This is a genomic window from Moraxella macacae 0408225 (genome assembly GCF_000320365.1).
Taxonomy (GTDB): Bacteria; Pseudomonadota; Gammaproteobacteria; order Pseudomonadales; family Moraxellaceae; genus Faucicola; species Faucicola macacae.
Genome location: NZ_ANIN01000002.1, coordinates 227,686 through 251,589, shown reverse-complemented (window position 1 = coordinate 251,589; position 23,904 = coordinate 227,686). Strand labels below are relative to the sequence as shown.

21 protein-coding genes and 1 pseudogene are annotated in these 23,904 nt (G+C 38.6%); 11 read left to right on the top strand and 11 right to left on the bottom strand.

Annotation, left to right across the window (positions count from 1 at the left end):
* Nucleotides 1-138 precede the first annotated feature (138 nt).
* Nucleotides 139-792 (bottom strand): tRNA (guanine(46)-N(7))-methyltransferase TrmB, encoded by a 654-nt coding sequence (trmB, locus tag MOMA_RS06655; protein WP_051012743.1) that lies wholly within the window; start codon nt 790-792, stop codon nt 139-141.
* A gap of 210 nt (nt 793-1,002) precedes the next feature.
* Here trmB and MOMA_RS06650 point away from each other — a divergent pair, with 210 nt between their 5' ends.
* From MOMA_RS06650 to tgt, 4 genes are all read left to right on the top strand, one after another.
* Nucleotides 1,003-1,239, top strand: a complete 237-nt coding sequence (locus tag MOMA_RS06650; RefSeq protein WP_009501746.1) for a DNA gyrase inhibitor YacG — start codon at nt 1,003-1,005, stop codon at nt 1,237-1,239.
* 27 nt (nt 1,240-1,266) lie between these two features.
* Entirely contained in the window at nt 1,267-2,277 is a 1,011-nt protein-coding gene (locus MOMA_RS06645) for an ornithine carbamoyltransferase (RefSeq protein ID WP_009501745.1), read from the top strand.
* Between the two features lie 141 nt (nt 2,278-2,418).
* Nucleotides 2,419-3,585: a tRNA 2-thiouridine(34) synthase MnmA gene (gene mnmA, locus MOMA_RS06640; RefSeq protein ID WP_009501744.1), complete on the top strand. Its 1,167-nt coding sequence runs from the start codon at nt 2,419-2,421 to the stop codon at nt 3,583-3,585.
* Between the two features lie 209 nt (nt 3,586-3,794).
* Nucleotides 3,795-4,904 carry a tRNA guanosine(34) transglycosylase Tgt gene (gene tgt / locus MOMA_RS06635; protein WP_009501741.1) on the top strand — a complete coding sequence of 370 codons (1,110 nt, stop codon included), beginning with the start codon at nt 3,795-3,797 and terminating at the stop codon, nt 4,902-4,904.
* A gap of 189 nt (nt 4,905-5,093) precedes the next feature.
* Here tgt and MOMA_RS06630 read toward each other — a convergent pair whose 3' ends face one another.
* The 3 genes from MOMA_RS06630 to MOMA_RS09885 form a co-directional block, all read right to left on the bottom strand.
* Entirely contained in the window at nt 5,094-5,441 is a 348-nt protein-coding gene (locus MOMA_RS06630) for a hypothetical protein (protein WP_009501740.1), read from the bottom strand.
* A gap of 632 nt (nt 5,442-6,073) precedes the next feature.
* A complete protein-coding gene (locus tag MOMA_RS06625) occupies nt 6,074-6,517 on the bottom strand; it encodes a P-loop NTPase family protein (RefSeq protein ID WP_009501738.1) in 444 nt (147 codons plus the stop codon).
* Nucleotides 6,471-6,629: a hypothetical protein gene (locus MOMA_RS09885; protein ID WP_161600316.1), complete on the bottom strand. Its 159-nt coding sequence runs from the start codon at nt 6,627-6,629 to the stop codon at nt 6,471-6,473. Before MOMA_RS09885 ends, MOMA_RS06625 begins: the two co-directional genes overlap by 47 nt.
* Before the next feature lie 876 nt (nt 6,630-7,505).
* On the opposite strand from MOMA_RS09885, the gene MOMA_RS06615 reads away from it, so the two are divergent.
* Complete coding sequence (locus MOMA_RS06615) at nt 7,506-7,976, top strand: nucleoside deaminase (RefSeq protein ID WP_051012758.1); 471 nt, start codon at nt 7,506-7,508, stop codon at nt 7,974-7,976.
* Nucleotides 7,977-8,034: 58 nt separating this feature from the next.
* Here the strand turns inward: MOMA_RS06615 and MOMA_RS06610 are convergent, their stop codons facing one another.
* The 7 genes and pseudogenes from MOMA_RS06610 to MOMA_RS06580 all read right to left on the bottom strand — a co-directional run bounded on the left by MOMA_RS06610 (nt 8,035) and on the right by MOMA_RS06580 (nt 16,023).
* Entirely contained in the window at nt 8,035-8,385 is a 351-nt protein-coding gene (locus tag MOMA_RS06610) for a HopJ type III effector protein (RefSeq protein ID WP_009501735.1), read from the bottom strand.
* A gap of 320 nt (nt 8,386-8,705) precedes the next feature.
* Nucleotides 8,706-8,927 (bottom strand): annotated as a pseudogene (gene csrA, locus MOMA_RS10095) (carbon storage regulator CsrA); the annotation flags it as partial.
* Between the two features lie 314 nt (nt 8,928-9,241).
* Nucleotides 9,242-10,525: an aspartate kinase gene (locus tag MOMA_RS06600; RefSeq protein WP_009501733.1), complete on the bottom strand. Its 1,284-nt coding sequence runs from the start codon at nt 10,523-10,525 to the stop codon at nt 9,242-9,244.
* Nucleotides 10,526-10,665: 140 nt separating this feature from the next.
* Nucleotides 10,666-12,648 (bottom strand): ATP-binding cassette domain-containing protein, encoded by a 1,983-nt coding sequence (locus MOMA_RS06595; protein WP_009501732.1) that lies wholly within the window; start codon nt 12,646-12,648, stop codon nt 10,666-10,668.
* A 119-nt stretch (nt 12,649-12,767) separates the two neighbouring features.
* On the bottom strand, nt 12,768-13,709 hold the full coding sequence (locus MOMA_RS06590) for a metal ABC transporter permease (RefSeq protein WP_009501731.1): 942 nt from the start codon (nt 13,707-13,709) through the stop codon (nt 12,768-12,770).
* A 105-nt stretch (nt 13,710-13,814) separates the two neighbouring features.
* Entirely contained in the window at nt 13,815-14,606 is a 792-nt protein-coding gene (locus tag MOMA_RS06585) for a metal ABC transporter ATP-binding protein (protein WP_009501730.1), read from the bottom strand.
* A 211-nt stretch (nt 14,607-14,817) separates the two neighbouring features.
* The gene (locus MOMA_RS06580; RefSeq protein WP_009501729.1) at nt 14,818-16,023 is read right to left on the bottom strand and encodes a metal ABC transporter solute-binding protein, Zn/Mn family; all 1,206 of its coding nucleotides are present in this window, start codon (nt 16,021-16,023) and stop codon (nt 14,818-14,820) included.
* A 322-nt stretch (nt 16,024-16,345) separates the two neighbouring features.
* Between MOMA_RS06580 and nrdB the strand changes: the two genes are divergently transcribed.
* From nrdB to MOMA_RS06550, 6 genes are all read left to right on the top strand, one after another.
* Nucleotides 16,346-17,479 carry a class Ia ribonucleoside-diphosphate reductase subunit beta gene (nrdB, locus tag MOMA_RS06575; protein WP_009501728.1) on the top strand — a complete coding sequence of 378 codons (1,134 nt, stop codon included), beginning with the start codon at nt 16,346-16,348 and terminating at the stop codon, nt 17,477-17,479.
* 66 nt (nt 17,480-17,545) lie between these two features.
* Nucleotides 17,546-17,815, top strand: coding sequence for a 2Fe-2S iron-sulfur cluster-binding protein (locus MOMA_RS06570; RefSeq protein WP_009501727.1), 270 nt, complete (start codon nt 17,546-17,548; stop codon nt 17,813-17,815).
* A 164-nt stretch (nt 17,816-17,979) separates the two neighbouring features.
* The gene (rpoD, locus tag MOMA_RS06565) at nt 17,980-19,881 is read left to right on the top strand and encodes an RNA polymerase sigma factor RpoD (protein WP_009501726.1); all 1,902 of its coding nucleotides are present in this window, start codon (nt 17,980-17,982) and stop codon (nt 19,879-19,881) included.
* 365 nt (nt 19,882-20,246) lie between these two features.
* Nucleotides 20,247-20,753 carry a C40 family peptidase gene (locus MOMA_RS06560; protein WP_009501704.1) on the top strand — a complete coding sequence of 169 codons (507 nt, stop codon included), beginning with the start codon at nt 20,247-20,249 and terminating at the stop codon, nt 20,751-20,753.
* Nucleotides 20,754-21,052: 299 nt separating this feature from the next.
* On the top strand, nt 21,053-22,411 hold the full coding sequence (locus tag MOMA_RS06555; RefSeq protein WP_009501703.1) for a GGDEF domain-containing protein: 1,359 nt from the start codon (nt 21,053-21,055) through the stop codon (nt 22,409-22,411).
* A gap of 169 nt (nt 22,412-22,580) precedes the next feature.
* Nucleotides 22,581-23,900, top strand: a complete 1,320-nt coding sequence (locus MOMA_RS06550; RefSeq protein ID WP_009501702.1) for an MFS transporter — start codon at nt 22,581-22,583, stop codon at nt 23,898-23,900.
* Nucleotides 23,901-23,904 lie beyond the last annotated feature (4 nt).

The window sequence follows — 23,904 nt, the reverse complement described above, 5'->3', positions numbered from 1 at the left end:
ACGCAATATATACAACAAATAAACGCATACAACAAAAGCAACATTATAACACAATTTACACTTATTTTGCGTAAAAAATTTAGCAAAATTTAAACCAAATTTTTAGTATTTATATCAAAGTTTATGCCAAAAATTGCATCAAAAATTTTTGTCAAAACGCGTTACATACTTTTTGGGTTTTACCATGGCTAATTGCCAACACCGCTCGCCTCTTGCCAAATATTTTATCTCAAAATGCGTGCGCTGACTGTCTTTTGGCACAACGGTTTTTTGTACAGGCAATTGCCAAATATTTAAAGCTGCATCAAAAGATTGGTTGGCATAATCTTCTATATTCGTTGCCAAAATCAACTCACCGCCTACTTTTAAACGCGACAACAAAAACTCAAAAAAAGGCATGTTTAACCAACGCTGATTTGGATTGTGTGGTTCTGGATTGGGGTATAAAATAAAAATTTTGCTTAGGCTATTTTTTGGCACAGCATGCACCACCCACGCAATTGCATCGGCATGCACCACATGCAAGTTTGCTAAATTTGCCAGTTTTGCAGCTTTTTGCATAACACCAAATTTCTGCTTGGTTCGTTCAATGGCAACCAAGTGAAAATCAGGGTTTTGATTGGCAAATTGTAACGCATGTTTGCCCTTGCCTGCCCCAATTTCCAAACCAAGGTTGTTATTTTGCCAAAAATCAGCAGGCAACGGCTGAAAATCTCTGGGCGGCTGGATTTTATCCGCTTGAAAATAACGTTTGGCATGATGAGAAATAGACCGATCTAATGGATTTTTCATAAAAACTCTTTTTAGGTAATTTTTTTTGGATAAAACTTTGGATAAAACTTTTTTATCAGTAGCTTTGATAAATTTTAGCAATAACGTTAAAATATTAAAAATATCGAATATTAAAAATATCGCTAAATTTGGCAAAAAATGCTATAATGCCAACCATTAAAATTTTAGCAATTAATTGCCACAACCACAAGCCAACAACTGACAAACACCATGACCATCACCCAAAACCCTGCCAACAATTTTGCCAACAACAATCTTGCCAACGATCAGCCACACAGTAAAACCCAAACTTATCCCTGTCCACAATGCAAAACAATCACCACTTGGCAAAACAATGCCTTTAAGCCGTTTTGTAGCGAACGTTGTCAGTTGCTTGATTTTGGTGCGTGGGCAAATGAAGATTACAAAATTACCCAAGAAATGACTTTCGATCCATTTATAGATTAAAACATTTATAAATCAAAAGGAAAACTTATGTCTTACAATCTTAATAACCGACATTTATTGAGCCTTGTCAATCATAGCGAACGCGATTTACACTTTTTATTAGATTTATCACGTGATTTAAAACGTGCCAAATATGCAGGCACGGAACAACAACAATTAAAAGGCAAAAATATTGCATTAATCTTTGAAAAAACCTCAACGCGTACACGCTGTGCGTTTGAAGTTGCCGCTTATGATCAAGGCGCAAATGTTACCTATATTGATCCAAATTCATCACAAATCGGCCATAAAGAAACCATGAAAGACACCGCCCGCGTGCTTGGCCGTATGTATGATGCCATTGAATACCGCGGTTTTAGTCAAAGCGCAGTAGAAGAATTGGCCAAATACGCAGGCGTGCCTGTGTTTAACGGTTTGACTGATGAATACCACCCAACACAAATGTTGGCTGATGTTTTAACCATGCGTGAACACAGTGATAAACCCTTGCACCAAATCAGCTATGCGTATTTTGGTGATGCTCGCAACAACATGGGCAATTCGTTATTGTTGATCGGTGCAAAATTAGGCATGGACGTGCGTATTTGTGCTCCAAAAGATCTAAAGCCACATGAAACCTTCATCAATATGTGTGAAGAATTTGCCAAATTAAGCGGTGCCAAAATCACCATTACCGAAGATATTCACCAAGCGGTAAACAATGTAGACTTTATCCATACCGACGTTTGGGTATCAATGGGTGAACCACTTGAAGCGTGGGACGAGCGTATCAAACTACTCATGCCTTATCAGGTCAATATGGATTTAATCAAAGCATCTGGCAATTTGCGTGTAAAATTCATGCACTGTTTGCCCGCTTTTCACAACAGTGATACCAAAATTGGTAAACAAATCGCCAAACAATACCCAGCTCTTATCAATGGCATTGAGGTAACCGAAGAGGTGTTTGAGTCGCCTTACAACATCGCTTTTGAACAAGCCGAAAATCGCATGCACACCATTAAAGCAGTGATGGTTAGCTCGTTGGGTGGTTTGTAAAACCATTTATTGCTTTTATTGCTTTAAACCATTTATTGCTTTAAATCGTTTATCGTTTTAAGTGGGTATCGTTTAAATTTACAACACAAATATTTAATATAAATATTTAACACAAATATTTAACAAAAACCAATCAAATCTATGACACACGCATTTACTTTAAAAGACATTCTTAACCCCACCAAAACCAAAGTCATCGTCGGCATGTCAGGCGGTGTTGACAGTTCGGTATCTGCTGTATTGTTAAAACAAGCAGGCTTTCAAGTTGAGGGTTTGTTTATGAAAAACTGGGAAGAAGATGACGGTACCGAATATTGCACCGCTCTTAGCGACTTAGCAGATGCTCAAGCCGTGGCAGATGCACTTGATATCAAACTTCACACTGCAAATTTTTCAGCAGAATATTGGGATAATGTGTTTGAACATTTTTTAGATGAATACAAAGCAGGACGCACGCCAAACCCTGATATTTTGTGCAACAAAGAAGTCAAATTCAAGGCGTTTTTGGATTACGCCACAAATCCAAAATTTGGATTGGGAGCGGATTACATTGCCACAGGGCATTATGTGCGTAGAGGTTTTGTGGCGGCTGATAAGGCCAAACTTTTGCGCGGACTTGACAATAACAAAGATCAAAGTTATTTTTTGCACGCGGTTGATGGCAAAAAAATTGCCAAAACCTTATTTCCCGTGGGGGAATTAGAAAAATCACAAGTGCGTAAAATCGCCACAAAACACAACCTTGCTACCGCCAACAAAAAAGACAGCACAGGCATTTGTTTTATTGGCGAAAGGCGCTTTAAAGACTTTTTACAACAGTATTTGCCCGCTCAAAAGGGTGAAATTATCAGCGATGATGGGCAAATCATCGGTATGCACGACGGACTTATGTACTACACCATCGGCCAACGTGGTGGTATTGGTATCGGCGGCATTAAAAATCGTCCTGAAGAGCCTTGGTTTGTGCTGCATAAAGACTTAACAAACAACCGCTTGATCGTCGGACAAGGGCATGATCACCCACAAATGCAATCAACCGAACTTATCGCTTATAAATTGGACTGGGTAACCCACATACCCGATCAGATTTATAGCAACAACGGCTACAAATGCACCGCGAAAACTCGCTATCGCCAACCTGATCAAGCCTGCACCCTGTTTGCCAATGATGACAAAATCAAAGTGGTTTTTGACAAGCCACAACGAGCCATAACTTGCGGTCAATCTTGTGTGTTTTATGATGGTGAGATTTGCTTAGGAGGTGGCGTTATTGAATGGGTTAACACCCCTAACAAAATTGGGTATTAGCCCTTAACAATTTTTTTCTTATCAACATTTGTTTTCTTATCAACATTTGTTTTTTAACAGATTGTTTGACAAATACAACTTTTTACAATCTATGAAAATTTACAATCTATGAAAAACTGCTATAATAAGCACTTTTTGACAATAAGCACTTTTGACAATCTTACTGTAAAACTTAAAAATACAAATATTAAAACACAAATACTTAAATTATGAAATTTACCTTACACACTACCGATAAATCAAGCCTTGCTCGCCGTGGCACGGTTCATTTGGCTCATGGCGATGTACAAACCCCAGCTTTTATGCCTGTTGGCACTTATGGCACGGTTAAAGGCATGCTCCCACGCGACATTCATGCCATTGGTGCTGAAATTATCCTTGGCAATACGTTTCATTTATGGTTGCGTCCAACAACCGCTGTGATTGATAAATTTGGTGGGTTGCATGATTTTATTGGTTGGCATAAACCCATTTTAACCGATTCTGGTGGCTTTCAAGTATTTAGCCTTGGGGCAATGCGAAAAATCAAAGAAGAAGGCGTGTATTTTCGTTCACCCATTGACGGAGCGAAAGTGTTTTTATCACCTGAAATTTCCATGCAAATCCAAAACTCGCTAAATTCTGACATTGTTATGCAATTTGACGAATGTACACCCTACCCTGCAACCCATCTAGAAGCCGATAAATCACTAGAATTGTCGTTGCGTTGGGGCGAGCGGTGTATCAATGAACATCAAAAACTAGGCAACAAAAACGCCCTGTTTGGCATTATTCAAGGCTCAATGTATCGTGATTTGCGTGAAAAATCGTTAAACGGACTGCTTGCGATGCCCTTTGACGGTTATGCCATTGGCGGATTATCGGTCGGTGAACCAAAAGATGAGATGACCTGCGTGCTAAATTATCTGCCAAATATGATGCCCACTGACAAACCGCGTTATTTGATGGGCGTTGGCACACCAACTGATATTGTAGAAGCGGTTCGTCGTGGCGTGGATATGTTTGACTGTGTCATGCCAACTCGCAATGCACGCAATGGGCATTTGTTTGTAAGCACAGGTGTTGTTAAAATCAAAAATGCCATGCATCGTTTTGACGATTCGCCTTTGGATAACGAGTGCGATTGCTACACTTGCCAAAATTTTAGTCGCTCCTATTTGCACCATTTACACAAATGTGGTGAGATGTTATCTGCACAATTAAACACCATTCATAATTTACGATTTTACCAAAATTTAATGCAAAACATTCGCGACAGTTTGGATAATGGTATGTTTGATAAATTTGTCAATGAGTTTTATCAAAAACAAAGCGTATGATTGTTACAATGTTTATTGATAGAATGTTTATTAATACAATCTGTTTACGATTATGTAAGTCGTCCAAATAATCAAATTGAAAAACAATGTAACGCAGAGGCTTAAAAGTACTTGTTTTAATAATTGTTTAGAGGTCATTGATTGCTCCTTTTGGCTCAATTAAAGATTTAGCTATAGTTAAAATACCTGTTAAAATAACTTGGTGATTATCGCCACAACAAGTCCGCCGATCATCGCACTGATTAAAGTCATGTAAGGGTAAAACCTGGCTTCTTTGGCAATCTTTTGTTGCTCGGCTCGGAATTTGTCGTTTTCAATACGCATTTGCTCAACTGTGGCACGACTTTCCTCCGTTCGTTGCCTACTTTCTTCTATGCGTTGCCTACTTTCTTCTAAATCTTTATCGAAGCGTTTTCGGCTTTCTTCCATTCTCTGCCGGCTTTCTTCTATATCAAGGTTTAATTTGGCAATGTCTAACATTTTTTCTAGCCTTTGTAGTTCGTGATCGGTTAAATCCTCTAGGTTGTTAGGGAGCATAGGTTACTCAAAATTATTTTAAGCATGCTTTATTGTAAACAATTCACCAAACAAGCACAAGCAAAAAACCAACAAGTTAGCAGATTTGCCAATGGTAAGTTTAATTTACCAAATTTTACAGACTTTCAAAGGCAAAAAGAGATGGAGCGAGGTTAGGTTTACAGTTTGCTTTTGTGCGTAAATTGAAACACAGGAAAATTTATGAACTTTTATCAACAACTGTCTCAATTTCAATACAGCAAAGATTGCTATTAGCGGTATGCTTGCACTTAATATTGCTGATTTGATTATTTATTTTGCCCTTAAAAATGAAAATCCTTGTTGTCTTATTGATTTTTATGGTTTTGATGATTATGGAGTTGCCAAGCGATAAAGAAAAGGTTTTTGTGTTATTGGATATGGCGATAAAAAATTTATCAATTGCGTATACTTTCTGTGCCTTTACTCTTCAGCTTACATAAAAATATCATCAAGTTGCATATTGATAGCTTGTTCAATATAATTAAGTCGCTTTCTGCTCAAAAAGCCAAATACTTTGTCATCATTTTTTGCATCAATAAATGTCATGCCTTTTTCCATCATTGTTTTAAAATCTTTTTCAAAGGTATCAGCATTTAGTTTGGGTAATTTAACTACGCCAGTAATATTTTTATTACAGCACTTTTATCATTTAAAACATCAATATTCTCAACATTCAGGCTTTTATATCTTGATAACGTTCTATAATTGGGTTCAATGTCAATAATTGCGACTTTACTATTATCAACTTTATTTAATATATATTGCGCCATTAAAAAACTCACGACACTTTTACCAACACCTCCTTTTGAATGCATAACAAAATGGATGCTGTTTAAATGGATGCTGTTTTTTAGGGATTTGTTTATTTTATCAAACAAAGGAATTTCAAGGTCTTTTTGTTCATTATCTTGGTTATCTTGTTGATTTAAATTTTCTGCAATTTGTTCTTTAGTGGTCTGTCTTTCTTTAATAGCACAAGATGAACCAATGTTAAATTTGTCTTTATATTTATAATATTTTTTTTGCCACTGCTTGATGCGTAACTTGCACGCCAAAATGTTTGTTTAATAGCTCTGCAATATCACTCCATGTATAAACCGCTGAAGTATCATCACGATGTTTTATAATAAAATCAATTGCATTTTTGCTTAATTTTGCTCTAGCCATAATAAACCCATCTTTTTGGTGAAAATTCAAGCTATTTTAGCAGCTATTTTGATAAAATCCAATAATTTTTGATGGTAATGGATAAAATCTAAAGCGTTCAACCATTTTCAATATTATTCGCCTAAGTAACAAAAATCAAATCAAAACATCAATCTAGCCAATTTACTTTTTATTGTATTTAATTCCATTGCTATTGCAGGATAGGCTAGCGCCACATTTCATAGTACAATAAAATCAAAAACATTATTGTTGCTTGATGTCGGCAGTACATGGGTGCAAATTTGCCAAGTGCTAGGATGTAGCACAAGGACGATTACCAAGGCAAAAGCGTGGCGAGATAGCGAAAAGCTCAACCAAAGCAATATCAAATATAGTATCAAACAAAGCATTGAGCTAAGAGAACAAATCTTAGCTCATATTTCAAGGTGCTTTAACCCAAAAAGTCAATGATGAGTTACTTGAGTTCTCCAGACACCAATATGCAGCCATGGCAGGTAAAAATATAGATGAATTATCTATGGAGGATATTGAAAAAACCGCAAGTTAGCTGACGCAATCTACGGCAGAAAGCGTAAAAAGAAATAATATAAATATTAGAAAGTAACCATCAGTCCTTATGGATTGGTGATTATTTGTTGTGATGGGTGTATGTCTTTGACATTATCTCTCTGACATTATCCTAGGCTGTCCAATATTTAAGCTTTGCTTATAAACTTTTAGCATGGTTGCTTATTGGTTAAAAAATGGCTATAATTTAGCGGTTGTTTGCTTTGGTTTCAAACACTTTGATAAAAAATTAATAGTATTAAAAAACAGTATTGAGAAAATTTTGTTGTGAATTCACCATTGTCATTTTCTGCACTTGATACAAGCTTTATGCAAATCGCCCTAGCCTGTGCCAAGTACGGTGCAAAATTGGGTGAAGTCCCAGTTGGAGCGGTATTGGTATACCAAAACAACATTATCGCCACAGGTTATAACCAACCGATTTTAAGCAAAAATGCCACATCTCACGCCGAAATGGTTGCTATTTGGCATGCCTGTCAACACTTTAACAATTACCGTTTGCCACAAGGCTGTGAGTTGTTTGTTACTCTTGAACCATGCACCATGTGCTTAGGAGCTATGATTCATGCAAGAGTGTCGCGCTTGGTTTTTGCCACTGCCGAACCACGTGCTGGCATGCTCATTAGCCAACAAAATTTTGCAACAAAAAACTTTTACAATCATACTTTACAAGTAGAACACGGCTTATTAGCCAACAACAGTCGTGAATTATTGCAAGATTTTTTTCGCCAAAAACGCCTGACTCAAAAAGAAAATCGCCAACAAAAAGCAAAATCTTAGTGAAAATCTTAGTGTTTTGCTCTTTAATCAGCATTAACCAATTGTATTTTTAAAGCAATTATGTTTTTAAAGTCAACGCACTTTTTGCCATTAAAAACCCCTGCCACCCATAAAACATAAAATTACGGATATTGGGGTGATCATCGCCGCGTGGTGTGGCTTTTACCGCATCATAATGTTCAGCAAACAATTTTAACGTATCGGTTTGATTTAAATGATTAGCCTGTGCAAAAGCAAGGATTTTGGCACTGGCTTCGTTTTCCCCTGCTTTACTATGGGCTAAACCATTGGCAAACGCAACCGGTTGATAATCGTAATATTGAGCTATGGTTTGTAAAACACCTTGAAAATCAATGCTTTTATTATCAAGTTTTGCCAATAATGCTGATAAGACAAGTTTATCAATCACGTTAAATCTCCTTAATTTTTAGGTTTTAATTTTGACATTTAACGGTTGTAATAATCATCTTCAAAAGGATCAAATGATGGGTTAAATTTATTGCTCTCCCCCACATTTTCAGCCAAATTTGATCGCCCTCTGTTTGGCTGTGGAAAATTGCGGTTTTCCAAATGATTCATTTGTGGATTGCCATGCAAATGTTCATTTATACTGCGATCATAGCCAGGCGGATTACGGTCAAAACGTTCACGATTATAACCACGATAACCGTTATTTTGGTAGTTTTGATTGTTACGGTAGCCATGATTTTGGTAGTTTTGTTGCCCAAAATTACGCGACTCTGGATTATAGTTTGACATACCAAAAGCTGGCGTGTATTCTTGTCCACGTTCATGCAAAATACGTTGGTAAATCTCCTCACGATGTACCGCAATATCTTTAGGTGCATTTACCCCAAGACGCACTTGGTTGCCCTTTACGCCCAACACAGTTACACTGACTTCGTCGCCTATCATCAAAGTTTCGCCAACACGGCGAGTTAAAATTAACATCTTCACACTCCTTATGTTACAATGGCCATAAAATTTTGAAAATTAATCACCCAAAAAATGGTTGAATTGTTGGATTGAAAGGTTTTTAATAAAAAGAAAAGTCGTCATTTGCCCAAATGACGGTTTTTATTATAATTGCTTTTATCCAATTTACCAACTACTTTTTACTAAAAAAGTAAAAATTAACAAAAAGTAGAAACCTTATGGCTTGTTGCCCCATAGTTTTATTAACATTTTTATTTATTAGATTTGTTTGACAAGTTTTGTTTGATTTGCCAATTTTTTGCTTAATCTATTTTTGTTTAACCTGTCGGTTATAAGCCTGCAACCTTGCTTTCACCATCTTTACGATCAAGTCCAAAAGCGGTGTGTAGTGCTTTGACTGCTTTTTCAAGGTATTGTTCTTGAACGATAACCGATACTTTAATTTCACTGGTTGACACCATTTCAATGTTAATGTGGTTTTCAGCAAGCACTTGGAACATTTTACTGGCAACACCTGCGTGTGAACGCATTCCTACACCAACAAGTGAAACTTTTACCACTTTGTCCTGTCCGATGACTTTACTGCCACCAATTTCGTTGACGTGTTCATTTAAAATATCTAAGGCTTTTTGGTAATCGCCACGATTAACCGTAAAAGTAAAATCGGTCAAACCCTCAGTGGATAAATTTTGGATAATCATATCCACTTCAATATTGGCATCGCTAATCGGTGTTAAAATCGCTGATGCAATGCCTGGACGATCTGGCACATCGCGAATGGTAATTTTAGCCTCATCACGCGTAAAGGCAATGCTTGAAATAATCGGTTGCTCCATACTATCTCCATTGTCGGTGGTAATTAACGTGCCGACATTTTGTTTAAAATTGTCATCAAATTTGCCATCTACATTTTCATCAAAACTTGACAATACACGCAAGGGCACTTGGTATTTGCCTGCAAATTCTACCGAACGAATTTGTAGTACTTTTGATCCAAGGCTTGCCATTTCAAGCATTTCTTCAAAAGTGATCCTATCTAATTTTTTTGCTTTTGGGGTTACACGCGGATCGGTTGTGTAAACGCCATCAACGTCCGTATAAATTTGACATTCATCAGCATTTAAGGCTGCCGCTAAGGCCACGCCTGTGGTGTCCGAACCGCCACGTCCCAATGTATTAATATCACCGTTATCATCTACGCCTTGAAAACCTGCAACAATCACCACAACGCCTGCATCTAAGGCTTGGCGAAGTTGGCTATCGTCAATGTGCTGAATGCGGGCTTTGGTGTGGCTGTCATCGGTACGAATGGCAACTTGTCCGCCCGTCATGGATTTGGCATCAACACCGATTTCTTTAAGAGCCATAGCCAACAGTGCAATAGACACTTGTTCGCCCGTTGATACCATTTGGTCATATTCTCGTAAATCCGGAGAGGCACTAATTTCGTGTGCCAAAGCAATTAGCCGATTGGTCTCGCCACTCATCGCGGACACAACAACGACAATTTTGTGTCCGTTTTCATGCCAATGTTTAACACGCCTTGCCACATTTTTGATACGATCGGTTGTTCCCATAGATGTACCGCCGTATTTTTGTACGATCAATGCCATAATTTACCCTTAGTCCGCCCTATTTGCCAAAAAAAGTAAAGGGTTGTATTTATACCATATTTGAAACCGTTGGGCAAGTTTTTTACAAGTTTTTTACAAGTTTTTTAATCCATGCATGTAAAATTGCCAAATGAGTAAAATCAACCGTCCAATTCCGCCCAACGTTCTAACTTTTGCATTAAAATTTCGTCAATTTCATTTAAACGCTCGGAAGCCTTAGTGGCTTGTTCAAGATCGGTGCTAAACCATGATCCATCGGCCAATTTTGCTTGTAATTTGGCTTGCTCTGTTTCTAATTCATCAATTTCACCGGGCAAATTTTCCAATTCACGTTGTTCTTTATAAGTTAATTTTTTCTTAATCGTGTTGGTGTTGTTGGCATGATTTTGTGGCGGATAGCTCTGTGATTTGGCGGTTTTGTCTTTTTGTGGTTTGGTGGAGATTTTGGTTTGGGTTTGTTTGGTTTTTTGTTCAGCATAGGTTTTTTGTTCAAGATAGTTTTTTTGTTCAACATAATCTTCATAACCACCAACGTATTGCTTGACAATGCCATCGCCGTTTTTATCCGTATCAAATACCCAAGTTGATGTAACCACATTGTCCATAAAACTGCGATCATGACTGATTAGCAAAATTGTGCCATTAAAACTGGCTACCGCTTCTTCTAAAAGTTCAAGCGTTGGCATGTCAAGGTCATTGGTCGGTTCATCTAACACCAACACATTGGCAGGTTTTAGCAATTGTTTGGCAAGGAGCACACGGTTACGCTCACCGCCTGAAAGGGCTTTTACGGGCGTTCTGGCACGCTCTGGGGCAAATAAAAAATCTTGCAAATAACCAATAATGTGTTTTTTATGCCCACCAACTTCTACATAATCCGATCCTTGTGCAACATTTTGGACAACCGTTGCCTCTAAATCCAGTTGATCTCTAAGTTGATCTATAAAGGCAATTTCTAAATTTGTGCCAAGTTTTATCGATCCTGTTTTTTGGATATCAGGCTTATCAAGTCCTAAAATTGCATGGATTAACGTGGATTTGCCTACGCCGTTTTTGCCAATAATGCCGATGCGATCGCCACGCATAATCAGTGCATTAAAATCTTTGATTAAGGTTTTATCACCATAACCGATGGTTAGGTTTTTGACTTTACACACCAATTTGCCACTTGTTTCGCTGTCATTCATGTTGATATTAACCTGGCCAACTTGCTCGCGCCGTGCCTTACGCTCCTTGCGCAATGCTTTTAACGCACGCACTCGCCCCTCGTTACGCGTGCGTCTGGCTTTTATGCCTTGGCGTATCCATATTTCTTCTTCGGCCAGTTTTTTGTCAAAATTGGCATTGGCTTTTTCCTCGGCCTGTAGTTGTAATTGTTTTAATTCTTGATAGCGTGCATAGCCTTTTATGCCTTGGGTAACATCATAACTGCGTAACACACCACGATCAAGCTCCACAATGCTTGTTGCAATTTTGTCAATAAACGTTCGGTCATGCGAAATAAACAACAAGGTCAAACCTTGCCAATTTAACAAAAACTGCTCAAGCCATTCAATGCTGTCTACATCTAAATGGTTCGTCGGTTCGTCAAGCAATAAAACATCAGGCTTTGTAATTAACGCCCTTGCCAAAAGAACGCGACGCCTGCGTCCTCCTGGCAAATCAGCAATATCCGCTTCACCATCAAGATCCATCATCGATAGCAATGTTTGCACTTCTCGCGGCAGATCCCAACCTTGCACATCGTCAATTTTATGCTGCAAAACCGTCATTTTTTCGCAAGCCTGCATATCACCATTGGCACACGCAAGGCTTTGTTTGTCATAATCTTTTAACCAACTTGCCAAATCACAAGCCCCTGCCAGCACAATATCAACAACCTTACCTGTGGTTTCAAGAATGTCTTGCTCCAACATCGCAATTTTTAAACCACTCATCATACTCAAATCACCGCTATCGGCATGAATCTTACCACTGATGACTTTAAACAAAGTGGATTTACCCTCGCCGTTGCGTCCAATTAAACAAACACGCTCGCCTTGTTCAAGATTAAAATCCACCCCATCTAAAATCGGTTCAATGCCAAAAGCCAAATGTAAATTGCGTAAATGTATCAATGCCATATTATTAAGTCTCTAAAATTAAGTCTCTAAACAGTTAAAATTTGGCTTATTTTAGCACAATTTTGCGCGTTTAAGGTTAATTATCAAATTTGGCATAAAAACCTTAGCGTTTCACAACCTTAATGTTTGGAACAATTGTTGTCCAAAAAATTGTTGTCCATTGGATAAGTCAAATCGTTTTGTAAATTTGAGGGTTGGTTTAAGCGGTTTTGCCAACCTGATTTTTTACGCAAAAAACCAATGCCAAAACACAACAAATAAATCAAAAACGAAATCGTGGTAATGTAAGGTGAGATCGGCAAACCTGGCCCCAATGACAATAAAATTCCACCAACGCCAGCAATCATTGCAAACAATACAGAAAATCCGTATAAAAATAACGGCCTTGCGGTAATTTGTGAAGCGGCCGCTGTGGGTGTAATTAACAGCGATAACAACAATAACGCCCCCACAAGTTGCACACTCACAGCCACCACAAGGCTTAGCACAAACATAAACAATAGCGAAAGCTTACGCAATGAGACATGTTGAGCCTCGGCAATTTGTGGATCAATGGCTGCAAAAAACATTCGCCTACCAAAAATTGCCATAACCACCAACACAATTACAGCCACCATCAGCATAGCTTGTAGATCCGCGGAGGTTACTGCCACAATTTGCCCTGTCAATAGCCCAAATTTATTAGACGAACGCCCTTGATATAGCGATAAAAATAACACGCCAAGTCCAAGCCCAAATGGCAACATAATTCCAATTAACGCATTGCGATTTTTACCATCTAGACCCATGAGTGCCAATATCACTCCAGCCAACATAGATCCTACCACTGCTCCAAGCGTTACCGAGCTACCAAGCCACAATGCACACGCCGCCCCTGCAAATGACAATTCTGCCGTACCATGTACCGCAAACGCCATATCACGCGCCTGTATCATAGGGCCTATTAAGCCTGCCAACACGCCCAAAATCATAGCAGCAAGGATAGATGAATACACAAGAGGCAACAATTGCCAAAAATTGTCAAAATTTATAATCAGATCTAAACCTACCGTTAGCAACATGAATATTCTACTTTTTTAATCATTTTACTTTTTAACCAATGAAAATCTAAAAATAAAAACCTAAAATTTGTTTGACAAAACATTGTTTACGCTACATTGTTTACACTAAAAACCCTGATACGCTTGTAACAACGCCACATCACCAACTTTAGCCGTGCTGTCCTTGAGAAAAACCACCTTATCAACCAATGGTTTAATAGGAGCCAGTTCATGACTAATCATCAAAATCGCGGTATTATGAAAGGTTTTGCGATGCAATAAAATATCACACACCACATACTGACTTGCCACATCTAAACTCAACAACGGTTCATCAAGCAGCAACAAATCAGGCTCCGCAACCAACGCCTGTGCAATACGCATACGCTGTTGTTCACCACCTGACAACAGATGCAGCGGTATATCAGCAAAAGCATGTCCGCCCACTTCGTCAATGGCTTTATTGATGCGATAATTTTTTTGTTTGGTCGAAAGCCAATGCACACCAAACAGTTTTTTTGGACTAAATCGACCAAACAAATAACTTTCACCATCTAAACCCAACTGCACCAAATCACGTCCGCGAATGGGAAGTTTTGGATCAAAATTTTTAAGCTGTGGCACATAGCCGATTTTAACACCACTTGTCAAATGAATATTGCCTTGCGTTAAACGTTTTAAGCCCAAAATACTGTGAAAAAGCGTGGTTTTTCCCGTACCGTTTGCACCCAATAATGCCACAAATTCCCCCGCTAAAATCTCAAAATTTATCGCTTGCCAAAGCACGCGTTGCCCAAAGTGCATGGTGGCATTTTGGCAGATCATGACTTTTTGGCAATCGGATTTTTGCAGGATTAAAGGCGACTTAACCCCTTGATTAATAGGGGTTAATGGTGCTTCGATGGTTATTTGATTCATAAGTTTTTATCAATGTTTTCTATTTTAGCATAATTTTCATACAATTTTCATACAATTTTAACACAGTTTTAAAATGATTTTAACACAATTTTAACATGGTTCTGTTTTAACATGGTTTTACGCACATTTTTGCACATAACAAAATTACAATGACAAAAGTCAGCTCAGTTTTTGGTAACAGAGCTGACAATTTGGTTAAACTAAGACTTTGTTAATGGGCATGTTTATGATCATCATGATCGTGGTCGTGATGGTTGTGATCGTGGCTATGGCTATGGCTATGATCGTGGTCGTGGTCATGGTCATGATTATGGTCATGCTCGTGATCGTGTTTGTGATCATGATCGTGATCATCATGAGATTCTGCCGCTGCAACATTCAACGCACCTGCAAAATCATCAATGGTTTTTTTCATAAAATCTACATAATTATCAATGCCTACAGGAAAGGTTTCATTGACGGATACGGTTGGAAGTCCTGCTTGTTTGGCAATCTCCACCAACTGTTTTGATGTGGCATCTTCAGTTTGGGCATTGACAACCAATACAGACACTTGTTTGTTTTTTAACAATTTTTTGCTGTCGTCCAACACTTTTACCGACACGCCTGCATTGGTTTCTGACTGCTTAATATAATCTTTTGGCGTGGCATCTTTAATACCCATATCGTTTAACAAATAACCGATCACAGGTTCGGTAGCAAACGCAGAAAATGGTTTATCTTTGCCAATATTTTTAGCCATGGCTTGTAGTTGGTTTAATTGCCCGATAAAATCCTTGGCATTTTGTTCATACGTTGCTTTATTGGCAGTGTCTACTTGAGAAAGATGATTGGCCGCCGCTTCAGCAACTTTTTTGGCGGTATCTAACGAAAAAAAGACGTGTTCATTAAACTCGCCATGATGGTGATGATGGTGATGGCCGTGGCTATGATCGTGGCTATGATCTTGGTCATGCTCGTGATCGTGTTTGTGATCATGATCGTGGTCATCGGGTTTTAACCCTGACAAATCCACTGCGTTAATAATCATGGGGGGCTGCTCTACAGATTTTGCCAAACTCGTCGCCCAGTCGTCATAACCGCCCCCATTCACCAACACCAATTTTGCCTGACTAATGTTGAGTTTATCTTGGGCTGTGGCTTGGTATTCGTGCGGATCTTGATTGACATCATTCACTGCAACAATCACATTCACATGATCGCCACCGACATTTTTTAGAACAGAACCCCACACATTGGTCGATGCATAAACATTGATTTTATCACCGGTGGTTGCTGTACTTGCTGTACTTTTATCATCTGCTTGCGTGGCTGAATTTTGTGCTTGTTGGCAAGCAGTCAAAGCCACCAATCCGACACTCATGCCAATTGTCATACCAAAAATTTTACCAAAATTTGTAATTTGATTGGGTTTCATCATAACACCTTTAAGTTAAATTGTTTCTTTCGATTGCATTATTTGCTAGCACAGTTATCACACTCTACATTTATCACACTCTACAGTTATTACACTCTTTCGTTATAATATAACATTTTATTTAAACACTCAACCAAAATTTTTGTTAGACAAACAATCATTTGCTAAAAAACCATTTTTGTTAAATTTTTACCAAAAAATCCAAAATTACAGTCGAAAAAATTAGCAAAAAATGCTATGATATTTGGCTAACTTTTGTCAATGAATTTAAATTTTTACTAAAGACAATATAAGTAAAAATTTAACAATAGGATACATCATCATGCACTATTCAATTTTTTGCCAAACCAAAAACAATCCGTTAACCGAACCTATGTTTTTTGGTCAGCCTGTGAATGTTGCCCGTTACGATCAACAAAAATTTCCGATTTTTGAGCAATTAATTGAAAAACAACTGTCATTTTTTTGGCGGCCCGAAGAAATTGACGTATCCAAAGATCGCTTAGATTTTTCCAACCTTGCCGATCATGAACAACACATTTTTTTAAGCAATTTAAAATACCAGACTTTGCTTGATAGTATCCAAGGCCGCAGTCCAAACGCAGTACTGTTGCCACTTGTATCCATTCCAGAACTTGAAACTTGGATTGAAACATGGAGTTTTTCAGAAACCATTCACTCACGCAGTTACACCCATATTATTCGCAACATTGTCAACGATCCGAGCAAAGTTTTTGATGAAATTGTGGAAAATCCGTATATTTTGGAGCGGGCAAGCGACATTGCTAAATATTATGACGATTTGTACGAAACCGCCCAAATTTTTAACTTATACGGCGAGGGTTTGCATCAAATTCATGGCAAAACTGTTAAAATTAGCTTAACAGACTTAAAGAAAAAACTTTATTTATGCTTGATGGCAATTAATGTATTAGAGGCCATACGTTTTTATGTGTCCTTTGCTTGTTCTTTTGCCTTTGCTGAACGCAAACTGATGGAGGGCAATGCCAAAATTATTAAGCTGATTGCCCGCGATGAAGCCTTACATTTAAACGGCACACAGCATATGATTAACCTTATACAAACAAGCAAAGACGATCTTGAAATGGCCGAAATTGCCAAAGAATGTCAAGCAGAAAGCGTAGAGATTTTTCGTCTTGCTGCAGAACAGGAAAAAGCATGGGCAAAATATTTGTTTAAAGACGGTTCAATGATAGGTTTAAATGAAAATATCTTATCACAATATGTAGAATATATTACCAATTTGCGTATGGAGGCAATTGGTTTGCCATCAATTTTTGCCCATGCCAAAAACAACCCCTTGCCTTGGATGAACAATTGGCTATCGTCAGACAATGTACAAGTTGCCCCACAAGAATCGGAGATTACATCGTATTTGGTTGGACAAATTGATGCCGAATTAAGCAGCAATGATTTTGATGGCTTTGAACTGTAACGCATTGGTTGGTTAAGCATTGTTTGGTTAAAATTTTTTAACACAATTTTATAAAAAATTAACATTATGGCATGGATTATTCACCCAAACACGCATTTTTATTTGCATGACAATGAAACCTTGTTGGCAGGTTTACGGCGAGTTGGCGTGGCGGTGGATTTTGAATGCCAACAAGGTTATTGTGGTGTTTGCAAACAAAAGTTTGTAAAACTAAACAGTGAAAGCTGTGTCCAGTATACTTTAACCCCTTTGGTGATGCTAACCGAAGATGAACTGTTGCCCTGTTGTTGTCAAATAAAAGGCGCGATCAAATTGCTAGATCCCAACAACCAATAAAAAAACCAATCAATTTGATACAATAAATTTGATGCAATAAGTTTGATACAATAAATTTGATACAATAAATTTTGCCAAAAACCTTTTTATTTTACCAAAAATACCCATTTATCGACTATAATAAACCGTCGATTTTTAGCACCTTAAGATACAAGCGAGCGAGCATGAGCGATTACGAACATTCCACTTCCCAATTAGCCACTTTAATCCAAATGGGTAAAGAACAAGGCTACCTTACTTATGCCGAAATTAATGATCAACTGCCTGATTCGGTTATCGAAAGCGATCAAATTGAAGACATTATTCAAATGCTGTCTGATGTGGGGATTAAAATTTTTGAAATTGCCCCTGACGAAGATGACATTATGCTAAGCGATAATAGCAATGATGATGAAATTGCTGCTGACGAAGCGGCCGCTGTATTGGCATCGGTTGAATCGGAACCTGGACGCACCACTGATCCTGTGCGTATGTATATGCGCGAGATGGGTACGGTGGATTTACTGACCCGCGAAGGTGAAATTGCAATTGCCAAACGCATTGAAGATGGCGTGCGTGATGTGCAATACGCTATGACTTTTTGGCCAGGCACGGTGGAGCTTGTGTTGTCTGAATACCAAGAAACGTTTGAGGGTGAAAAAAAAGTATCAGACATTGTTACAGGTTTTTTAGATGCCAGCAGTGATGATGTTGAAATTGGCGAGGGCAGTGATAAAATTGATTTGCCAATTTTACCCAAAAAAACCTTGGCAGATAAAGATTTAGACGATTTAGACAGCGAAACCGAAGAAACCGACGATTCACTAGAAACCGATGAAATTGGCGACGATGGCGAAACCGATGATACCATTGGACTTGATCTTGAAGAGGTTAAAAACCGCTTTATTGAATTAGAAAAATTATACCAAGTTGCCAAAACCGCTACTGAAAAACATGGACGTGCCAGCGAACAAAGCACTCAAGCCTACCAAGATTTGGCAAATTATTTTATGCTATTTAAATTAACGGGGCGGATTGCAGATATCATTATGGATATGATGCGTGCCGTTTACGAAGATGTACGCAAACACGAACGCCACATTATGAAACTTGTCATTCGTCGCGGTAAAATGCCAAAAGATGAATTTCGTAAAACTTTTCCAAACAACGAAACCAACCTTGACTGGCTACCAAATCGCATCGCAGGTAAACCTGATTTTGCTGACAATCTAAGCAAGATTTTAGATGAGGTGTTGTTACATCAAGGCAAAATCGCTGATTATGAAACCAAACTTGGCATGGATATTAATCAGATGAAAAAAGTCGCACGCAATATGTCAGTTGGCGAAGCCAAAGCCCGCCGTGCCAAAAAAGAAATGGTGGAAGCCAACTTGCGTTTGGTAATTTCCATTGCCAAAAAATACACCAACCGCGGTTTACAATTCCTAGACCTTATTCAAGAGGGCAATATTGGCCTTATGAAAGCGGTGGATAAATTTGAATACCGCCGTGGTTATAAGTTTTCTACGTATGCAACATGGTGGATTCGCCAAGCGATCACGCGTTCAATCGCGGATCAAGCCAGAACCATTCGTATTCCTGTACACATGATTGAAACCATCAATAAAATCAATCGCGTTAGCCGTCAACTGCTACAAGAAATGGGACGCGAGCCAACCCCTGAAGAGCTGGGTTGTCGCCTTGATATGGACGAGGCAAAAGTGCGTAAAGTGCTAAAAATTGCCAAAGAGCCAATTTCTATGGAAACGCCGATTGGTGATGATGAAGACAGTCATTTGGGTGATTTTATCGAAGATTCAAGCATTAACAGCCCTGTCGATGAAGCCACAGCCCAAGGCCTAAAAGAAGCCACGCGTGAAGTGCTTGCCAATCTTACCGACCGCGAGGCTAAAGTGCTAAAAATGCGCTTTGGTATTGACATGGCAACCGATCACACATTAGAAGAAGTTGGCAAACAGTTTGATGTTACGCGCGAACGCATTCGTCAAATAGAAGCCAAGGCCTTACGCAAATTACGCCACCCTTCGCGTTCAGAACATTTGCGTTCATTCCTTGAAAATGATTGAGAATCATTCATAAGTTCAAAAAACTGTTATTTTAACCAATAACAGTTTTTTATTGTGTGCTATTTATTACCACAGTCTTTCTGTATAATTTCTGTAAACTTTCTCACGCCCATCTTTATTAACATTGTAATATTTATTAACATTTTAAGCCAAAAAGATATCCAAATTGTTAAATTTTTCCTGTTATTATAATGCCAATTTTATCGTTGTGTAACCAAATAGGTTGGTTATGTAACAAAACGCCCATTTTTGTATAATTGATAAATTTTTATACCCATATTTTTTAGCAAAAATTTATAAAAGCATTATAAAATAACAAAAAATAACAAATATAGGTATAAAAACTTAAACGTGAGTTTTTAATCATGAATTTTATCCAAAAAGCTGTGTTAACCGTTCTTCCTTGTGCGATACTTAGCCTGCCAACTGGTGCAATGGCAAATGACAATGTTGATAATTTTTTAGAAAAAATCAACACACTACAAAACCAAACTTCAAGCATGGCTGACAGTTTGCTTAGCAAGGCTAAAACCCTTATCGGTACGCCCTATCGCCTTGGCGGTACAACACCCAGCGGATTTGATTGCAGCGGTTTTATGCAATATGTATTTAACAATGCAGGCATAAGTTTACCACGCACCTCGCGCGATATGGCAACCGTTGGCACAAAGGTTGGTCGCGATGCACTACAAGTAGGGGATATGCTGTTTTTTGCTCATAGTGGCAAGCGTATCAGTCATGTAGGCATGTATGTCGGCGAGGGCAAATTTATCCATTCACCATCAACGGGTAAAACCGTAGAAATTACAAACCTTGATTCAAAATATTGGGCGGGGCGTTTTATTACCGCTCGTCGTGTGTTGAACGACTAACTTTAAATTTAACAGGTGTTTTAAATTTAACTGTTTTAAATTTAAAGATGTGTTCGTGCTTAACGCTTAACAAAAATGTTTAACAAATTAGCAGACTTTTGTCTGTTTTTTTGTGCGTTTATCCGTAAAATTGCAATTTATAGCTGTCTTTTTGCTAAAAAATGCTTATAATTAAAAAGTTTACCATTAAAAAAATAATTATCATTCATTTGATGTTAAAAATTTGGCGTTAAAATTTTTGCCAATTTAGCTGTTTACTTATTTAGCTTTTTACTTACGCTTACGCCCCACTTACCGCTATGCCAAGTTTAACCACGCAAACTCACCTTGTCCATACCGATACGCCACTTGGATTTTGGCAACGCTTGGCAATGGTGTTTGACTTATTTCCTAATAAATATCCGGCCAACCAATACAACCTAAAAGCCACTGAAACAGATAAGTTTATCTTATTTATTTTGTTAACTATGGCTGAATTGGCTTTGCATGGCAGTTGGTATGCGTTTATGCTGTCATCAAAAAGCCAAAATATCATAGGAATTGGCAACATTGTGGTAGATGATGTCATGTTGTCGCTTGCAATGTTTGCCCTTGCCTTGTTTAGTTTGTCAATTTTGGCAATTGCAGGGGTGTTAAATATCCCTGAAAATACCGCTCGTTGGTTTTGGGTGCAAGGCTCGTATGTGCTTATGTACTTGTTTTACGGCTTGTTATTTACCTTGGCAATTGGTGAAAATACCAGTGCTGTTGGCATTATGTTTTTAGGAAGTATGGTGCTTGGACTGTTTTTGTTGCGTTGGCGGTTTATTTTAACAGCTTATTTGTTATGTGTGGCGGCGTTGCTATTTTTTTTGGCTAATCAGCATTTTCAATATTTTCGATCTGTGCCAAGTTTTTATCCAACAGAAAATTTGTACGGTACGCCCATTTGGCAATTAAGCTATCTTTACCTTGCTTTGCCAAAAGTTACCCTAACCGTGCTTGCCGTTGCCCAAGTTTTGCGTGTGCTAGAAAAACAAGAACAGTCTATTTATCGGTTGTCTGAGGTGGACGCATTAACAGGGGCTTACAATCGGCGCAGTGTGTATGCGTTTTTTAATCATTTGTGGGCGTATCGAGATTGGCAAGTAACAAGCGTGATTTATTTTGATTTGGATAAATTTAAAAACATCAATGACACCTATGGGCATCCGATTGGTGATAAAGTACTCATTCAAGCCGTGCAGGCAGTAAAGACGGTTTTGCCAAAACAAGCAGTATTAGGCAGGCTTGGCGGTGAAGAGTTTTTGGTGATTTTACCCAACAGCGAACAACACGAAGCTCAAACATTTGCCGAAAAAATCCGTCATGCCATTGCCAACAGCCCCATTACCCTAACCGAAAAAGCCCACATCAAAGCCAATCAAGGACGACACCAACTCATCGTAACCACAAGTTTAGGAGCAGGTTCTGTGTATCGGATTGGTGAAACCTTAGCCAACCCACAAAAACCCAGTTTTTTGCGCTATTTACGCCAACAAACTGCCCCAAATTTAGGCTTACCGATCGCATTTGAAAAACTCATTCATCGCACTGACGATGCCATGTACCAAGCCAAAACCACGGGGCGTAATCGGTTGGTATTGGCAAAACCCATGCGTTTTTATGACAATGCCTAAACACTTTTTTGGCAACCGGTTGTCCTTGACATGTTTTTGATAACCAATTGTTTTTGATAACCAATTGTTATTGTCCGTATAAAAATTATTCCTAATTTTTTTGCTTTTCTGATGCATGTCAATAATTTATAGTATACACTTAATTTACAGTATACATATTGGAACAAATATGACACAAACCATCGCCTTACGCAATGATCCAAAAAAAGTTGCCACCGCTTCGATGATTGGCACTGCAATTGAGTTTTATGATTATTATATTTATGCAGCTGCTGCGGTTTTGGTGTTTAACACGCAGTTTTTTGATAAATCCGATCCTGCGGCGGCTACTTTGTTTTCACTATCAACTTTGGCATTGGCGTTTATTGCTCGCCCAATTGGATCGGCATTGTTTGGACATTTTGGTGATAAATTAGGGCGTAAAAAAACCTTAGTGGCTTCACTGTTGACAATGGGTTTATCCACAGTTGCCATTGGATTGTTGCCAACTTACGCCCAAATTGGCGTGATCGCCCCTTTACTTTTGTGTATTTTACGCATAGGGCAAGGCATTGGCCTTGGCGGTGAATGGGGAGGAGCGGCTTTGGTTGCCACTGAAAACGCCCCTGAGGGCAAACGTGCATGGTATGGAACATTTCCACAACTTGGAGCGCCGATTGGACTGTTTTTGGCAAATGCGGTGTTTTTTGTACTAAGTGCAATGCTTGGCAAAGAAGCTTTGGTAGAATGGGCGTGGCGAATTCCATTTTTAATTTCGATTGTGCTCGTAGGTGTAGGCTTGTATGTGCGTTTAACCTTGCATGAAAGCCACGTATATCGCGCCGCTGAAGAACAAGGCAAAAAAGTCAATGCCCCTGTGTTTAAAGTTTTAACCGAGTATTGGCGGCCGATTTTACAAGGAACGTTTGTCATGGCAGCCACTTATGTGCTGTTTTATATCATGACTGCCTTTGTGCAGGTTTATTCCAAAAGTCCAGCAAAACTTTCACCGGCCGGGCATCCGATGGGGCTTGGCATCGAACCCAATACTTTTACAGGATTTTTGTTGTTAAGTGCAATTGTATTTGGTTTGTTTACCAGCGTATCAGGCATCGCCGCTGATAAAATTGGCCGCAAAAAATGGCTTAGCCTTGTTACCATTGGCATTATGATTTTTGGTTTGTGTTTGCCACTGTTTTTAACCCAAGGTACGCCAATGAGTGTGTTGTTATTTTTGGTGATTGGCATGGCATTTATGGGTATGACGTTTGGCCCTATGGCGGCCTTGTTGCCTGAATTATTTCCAACCGAGGTGCGTTATTCTGGGGCATCGTTGTCGTATAATTTGGCAGCCATTGTTGGAGCATCAATTGCAACCTTAGTCGCAATTGAAATTAACAATCGCTTTGGCATGATGGGCGTTGGTATTTATATGTTTGCCAATGCAATATTGTCGCTCTTTGCCCTAATGACAATGAAAGAAACCAAAAACATTGATCTAACTGCTTAGGCTA

Coding starts and splice junctions, on each gene's coding strand:
- MOMA_RS06555 (WP_009501703.1), top strand. CDS start 21,053: ATGCCAAGTTTAACCACGCAAACTCACCTTGTCCATACCGATACGCCA.
- MOMA_RS09885 (WP_161600316.1), bottom strand. CDS start 6,629: ATGGCTAGAGCAAAATTAAGCAAAAATGCAATTGATTTTATTATAAAA.
- MOMA_RS06560 (WP_009501704.1), top strand. CDS start 20,247: ATGAATTTTATCCAAAAAGCTGTGTTAACCGTTCTTCCTTGTGCGATA.
- MOMA_RS06590 (WP_009501731.1), bottom strand. CDS start 13,709: ATGTTGCTAACGGTAGGTTTAGATCTGATTATAAATTTTGACAATTTT.
- MOMA_RS06580 (WP_009501729.1), bottom strand. CDS start 16,023: ATGAAACCCAATCAAATTACAAATTTTGGTAAAATTTTTGGTATGACA.
- MOMA_RS06650 (WP_009501746.1), top strand. CDS start 1,003: ATGACCATCACCCAAAACCCTGCCAACAATTTTGCCAACAACAATCTT.
- rpoD (WP_009501726.1), top strand. CDS start 17,980: ATGAGCGATTACGAACATTCCACTTCCCAATTAGCCACTTTAATCCAA.
- MOMA_RS06630 (WP_009501740.1), bottom strand. CDS start 5,441: ATGCTCCCTAACAACCTAGAGGATTTAACCGATCACGAACTACAAAGG.
- MOMA_RS06615 (WP_051012758.1), top strand. CDS start 7,506: ATGCAAATCGCCCTAGCCTGTGCCAAGTACGGTGCAAAATTGGGTGAA.
- nrdB (WP_009501728.1), top strand. CDS start 16,346: ATGCACTATTCAATTTTTTGCCAAACCAAAAACAATCCGTTAACCGAA.
- MOMA_RS06595 (WP_009501732.1), bottom strand. CDS start 12,648: ATGGCATTGATACATTTACGCAATTTACATTTGGCTTTTGGCATTGAA.
- MOMA_RS06585 (WP_009501730.1), bottom strand. CDS start 14,606: ATGAATCAAATAACCATCGAAGCACCATTAACCCCTATTAATCAAGGG.
- tgt (WP_009501741.1), top strand. CDS start 3,795: ATGAAATTTACCTTACACACTACCGATAAATCAAGCCTTGCTCGCCGT.
- MOMA_RS06550 (WP_009501702.1), top strand. CDS start 22,581: ATGACACAAACCATCGCCTTACGCAATGATCCAAAAAAAGTTGCCACC.
- MOMA_RS06600 (WP_009501733.1), bottom strand. CDS start 10,525: ATGGCATTGATCGTACAAAAATACGGCGGTACATCTATGGGAACAACC.
- mnmA (WP_009501744.1), top strand. CDS start 2,419: ATGACACACGCATTTACTTTAAAAGACATTCTTAACCCCACCAAAACC.
- MOMA_RS06645 (WP_009501745.1), top strand. CDS start 1,267: ATGTCTTACAATCTTAATAACCGACATTTATTGAGCCTTGTCAATCAT.
- MOMA_RS06570 (WP_009501727.1), top strand. CDS start 17,546: ATGGCATGGATTATTCACCCAAACACGCATTTTTATTTGCATGACAAT.
- trmB (WP_051012743.1), bottom strand. CDS start 792: ATGAAAAATCCATTAGATCGGTCTATTTCTCATCATGCCAAACGTTAT.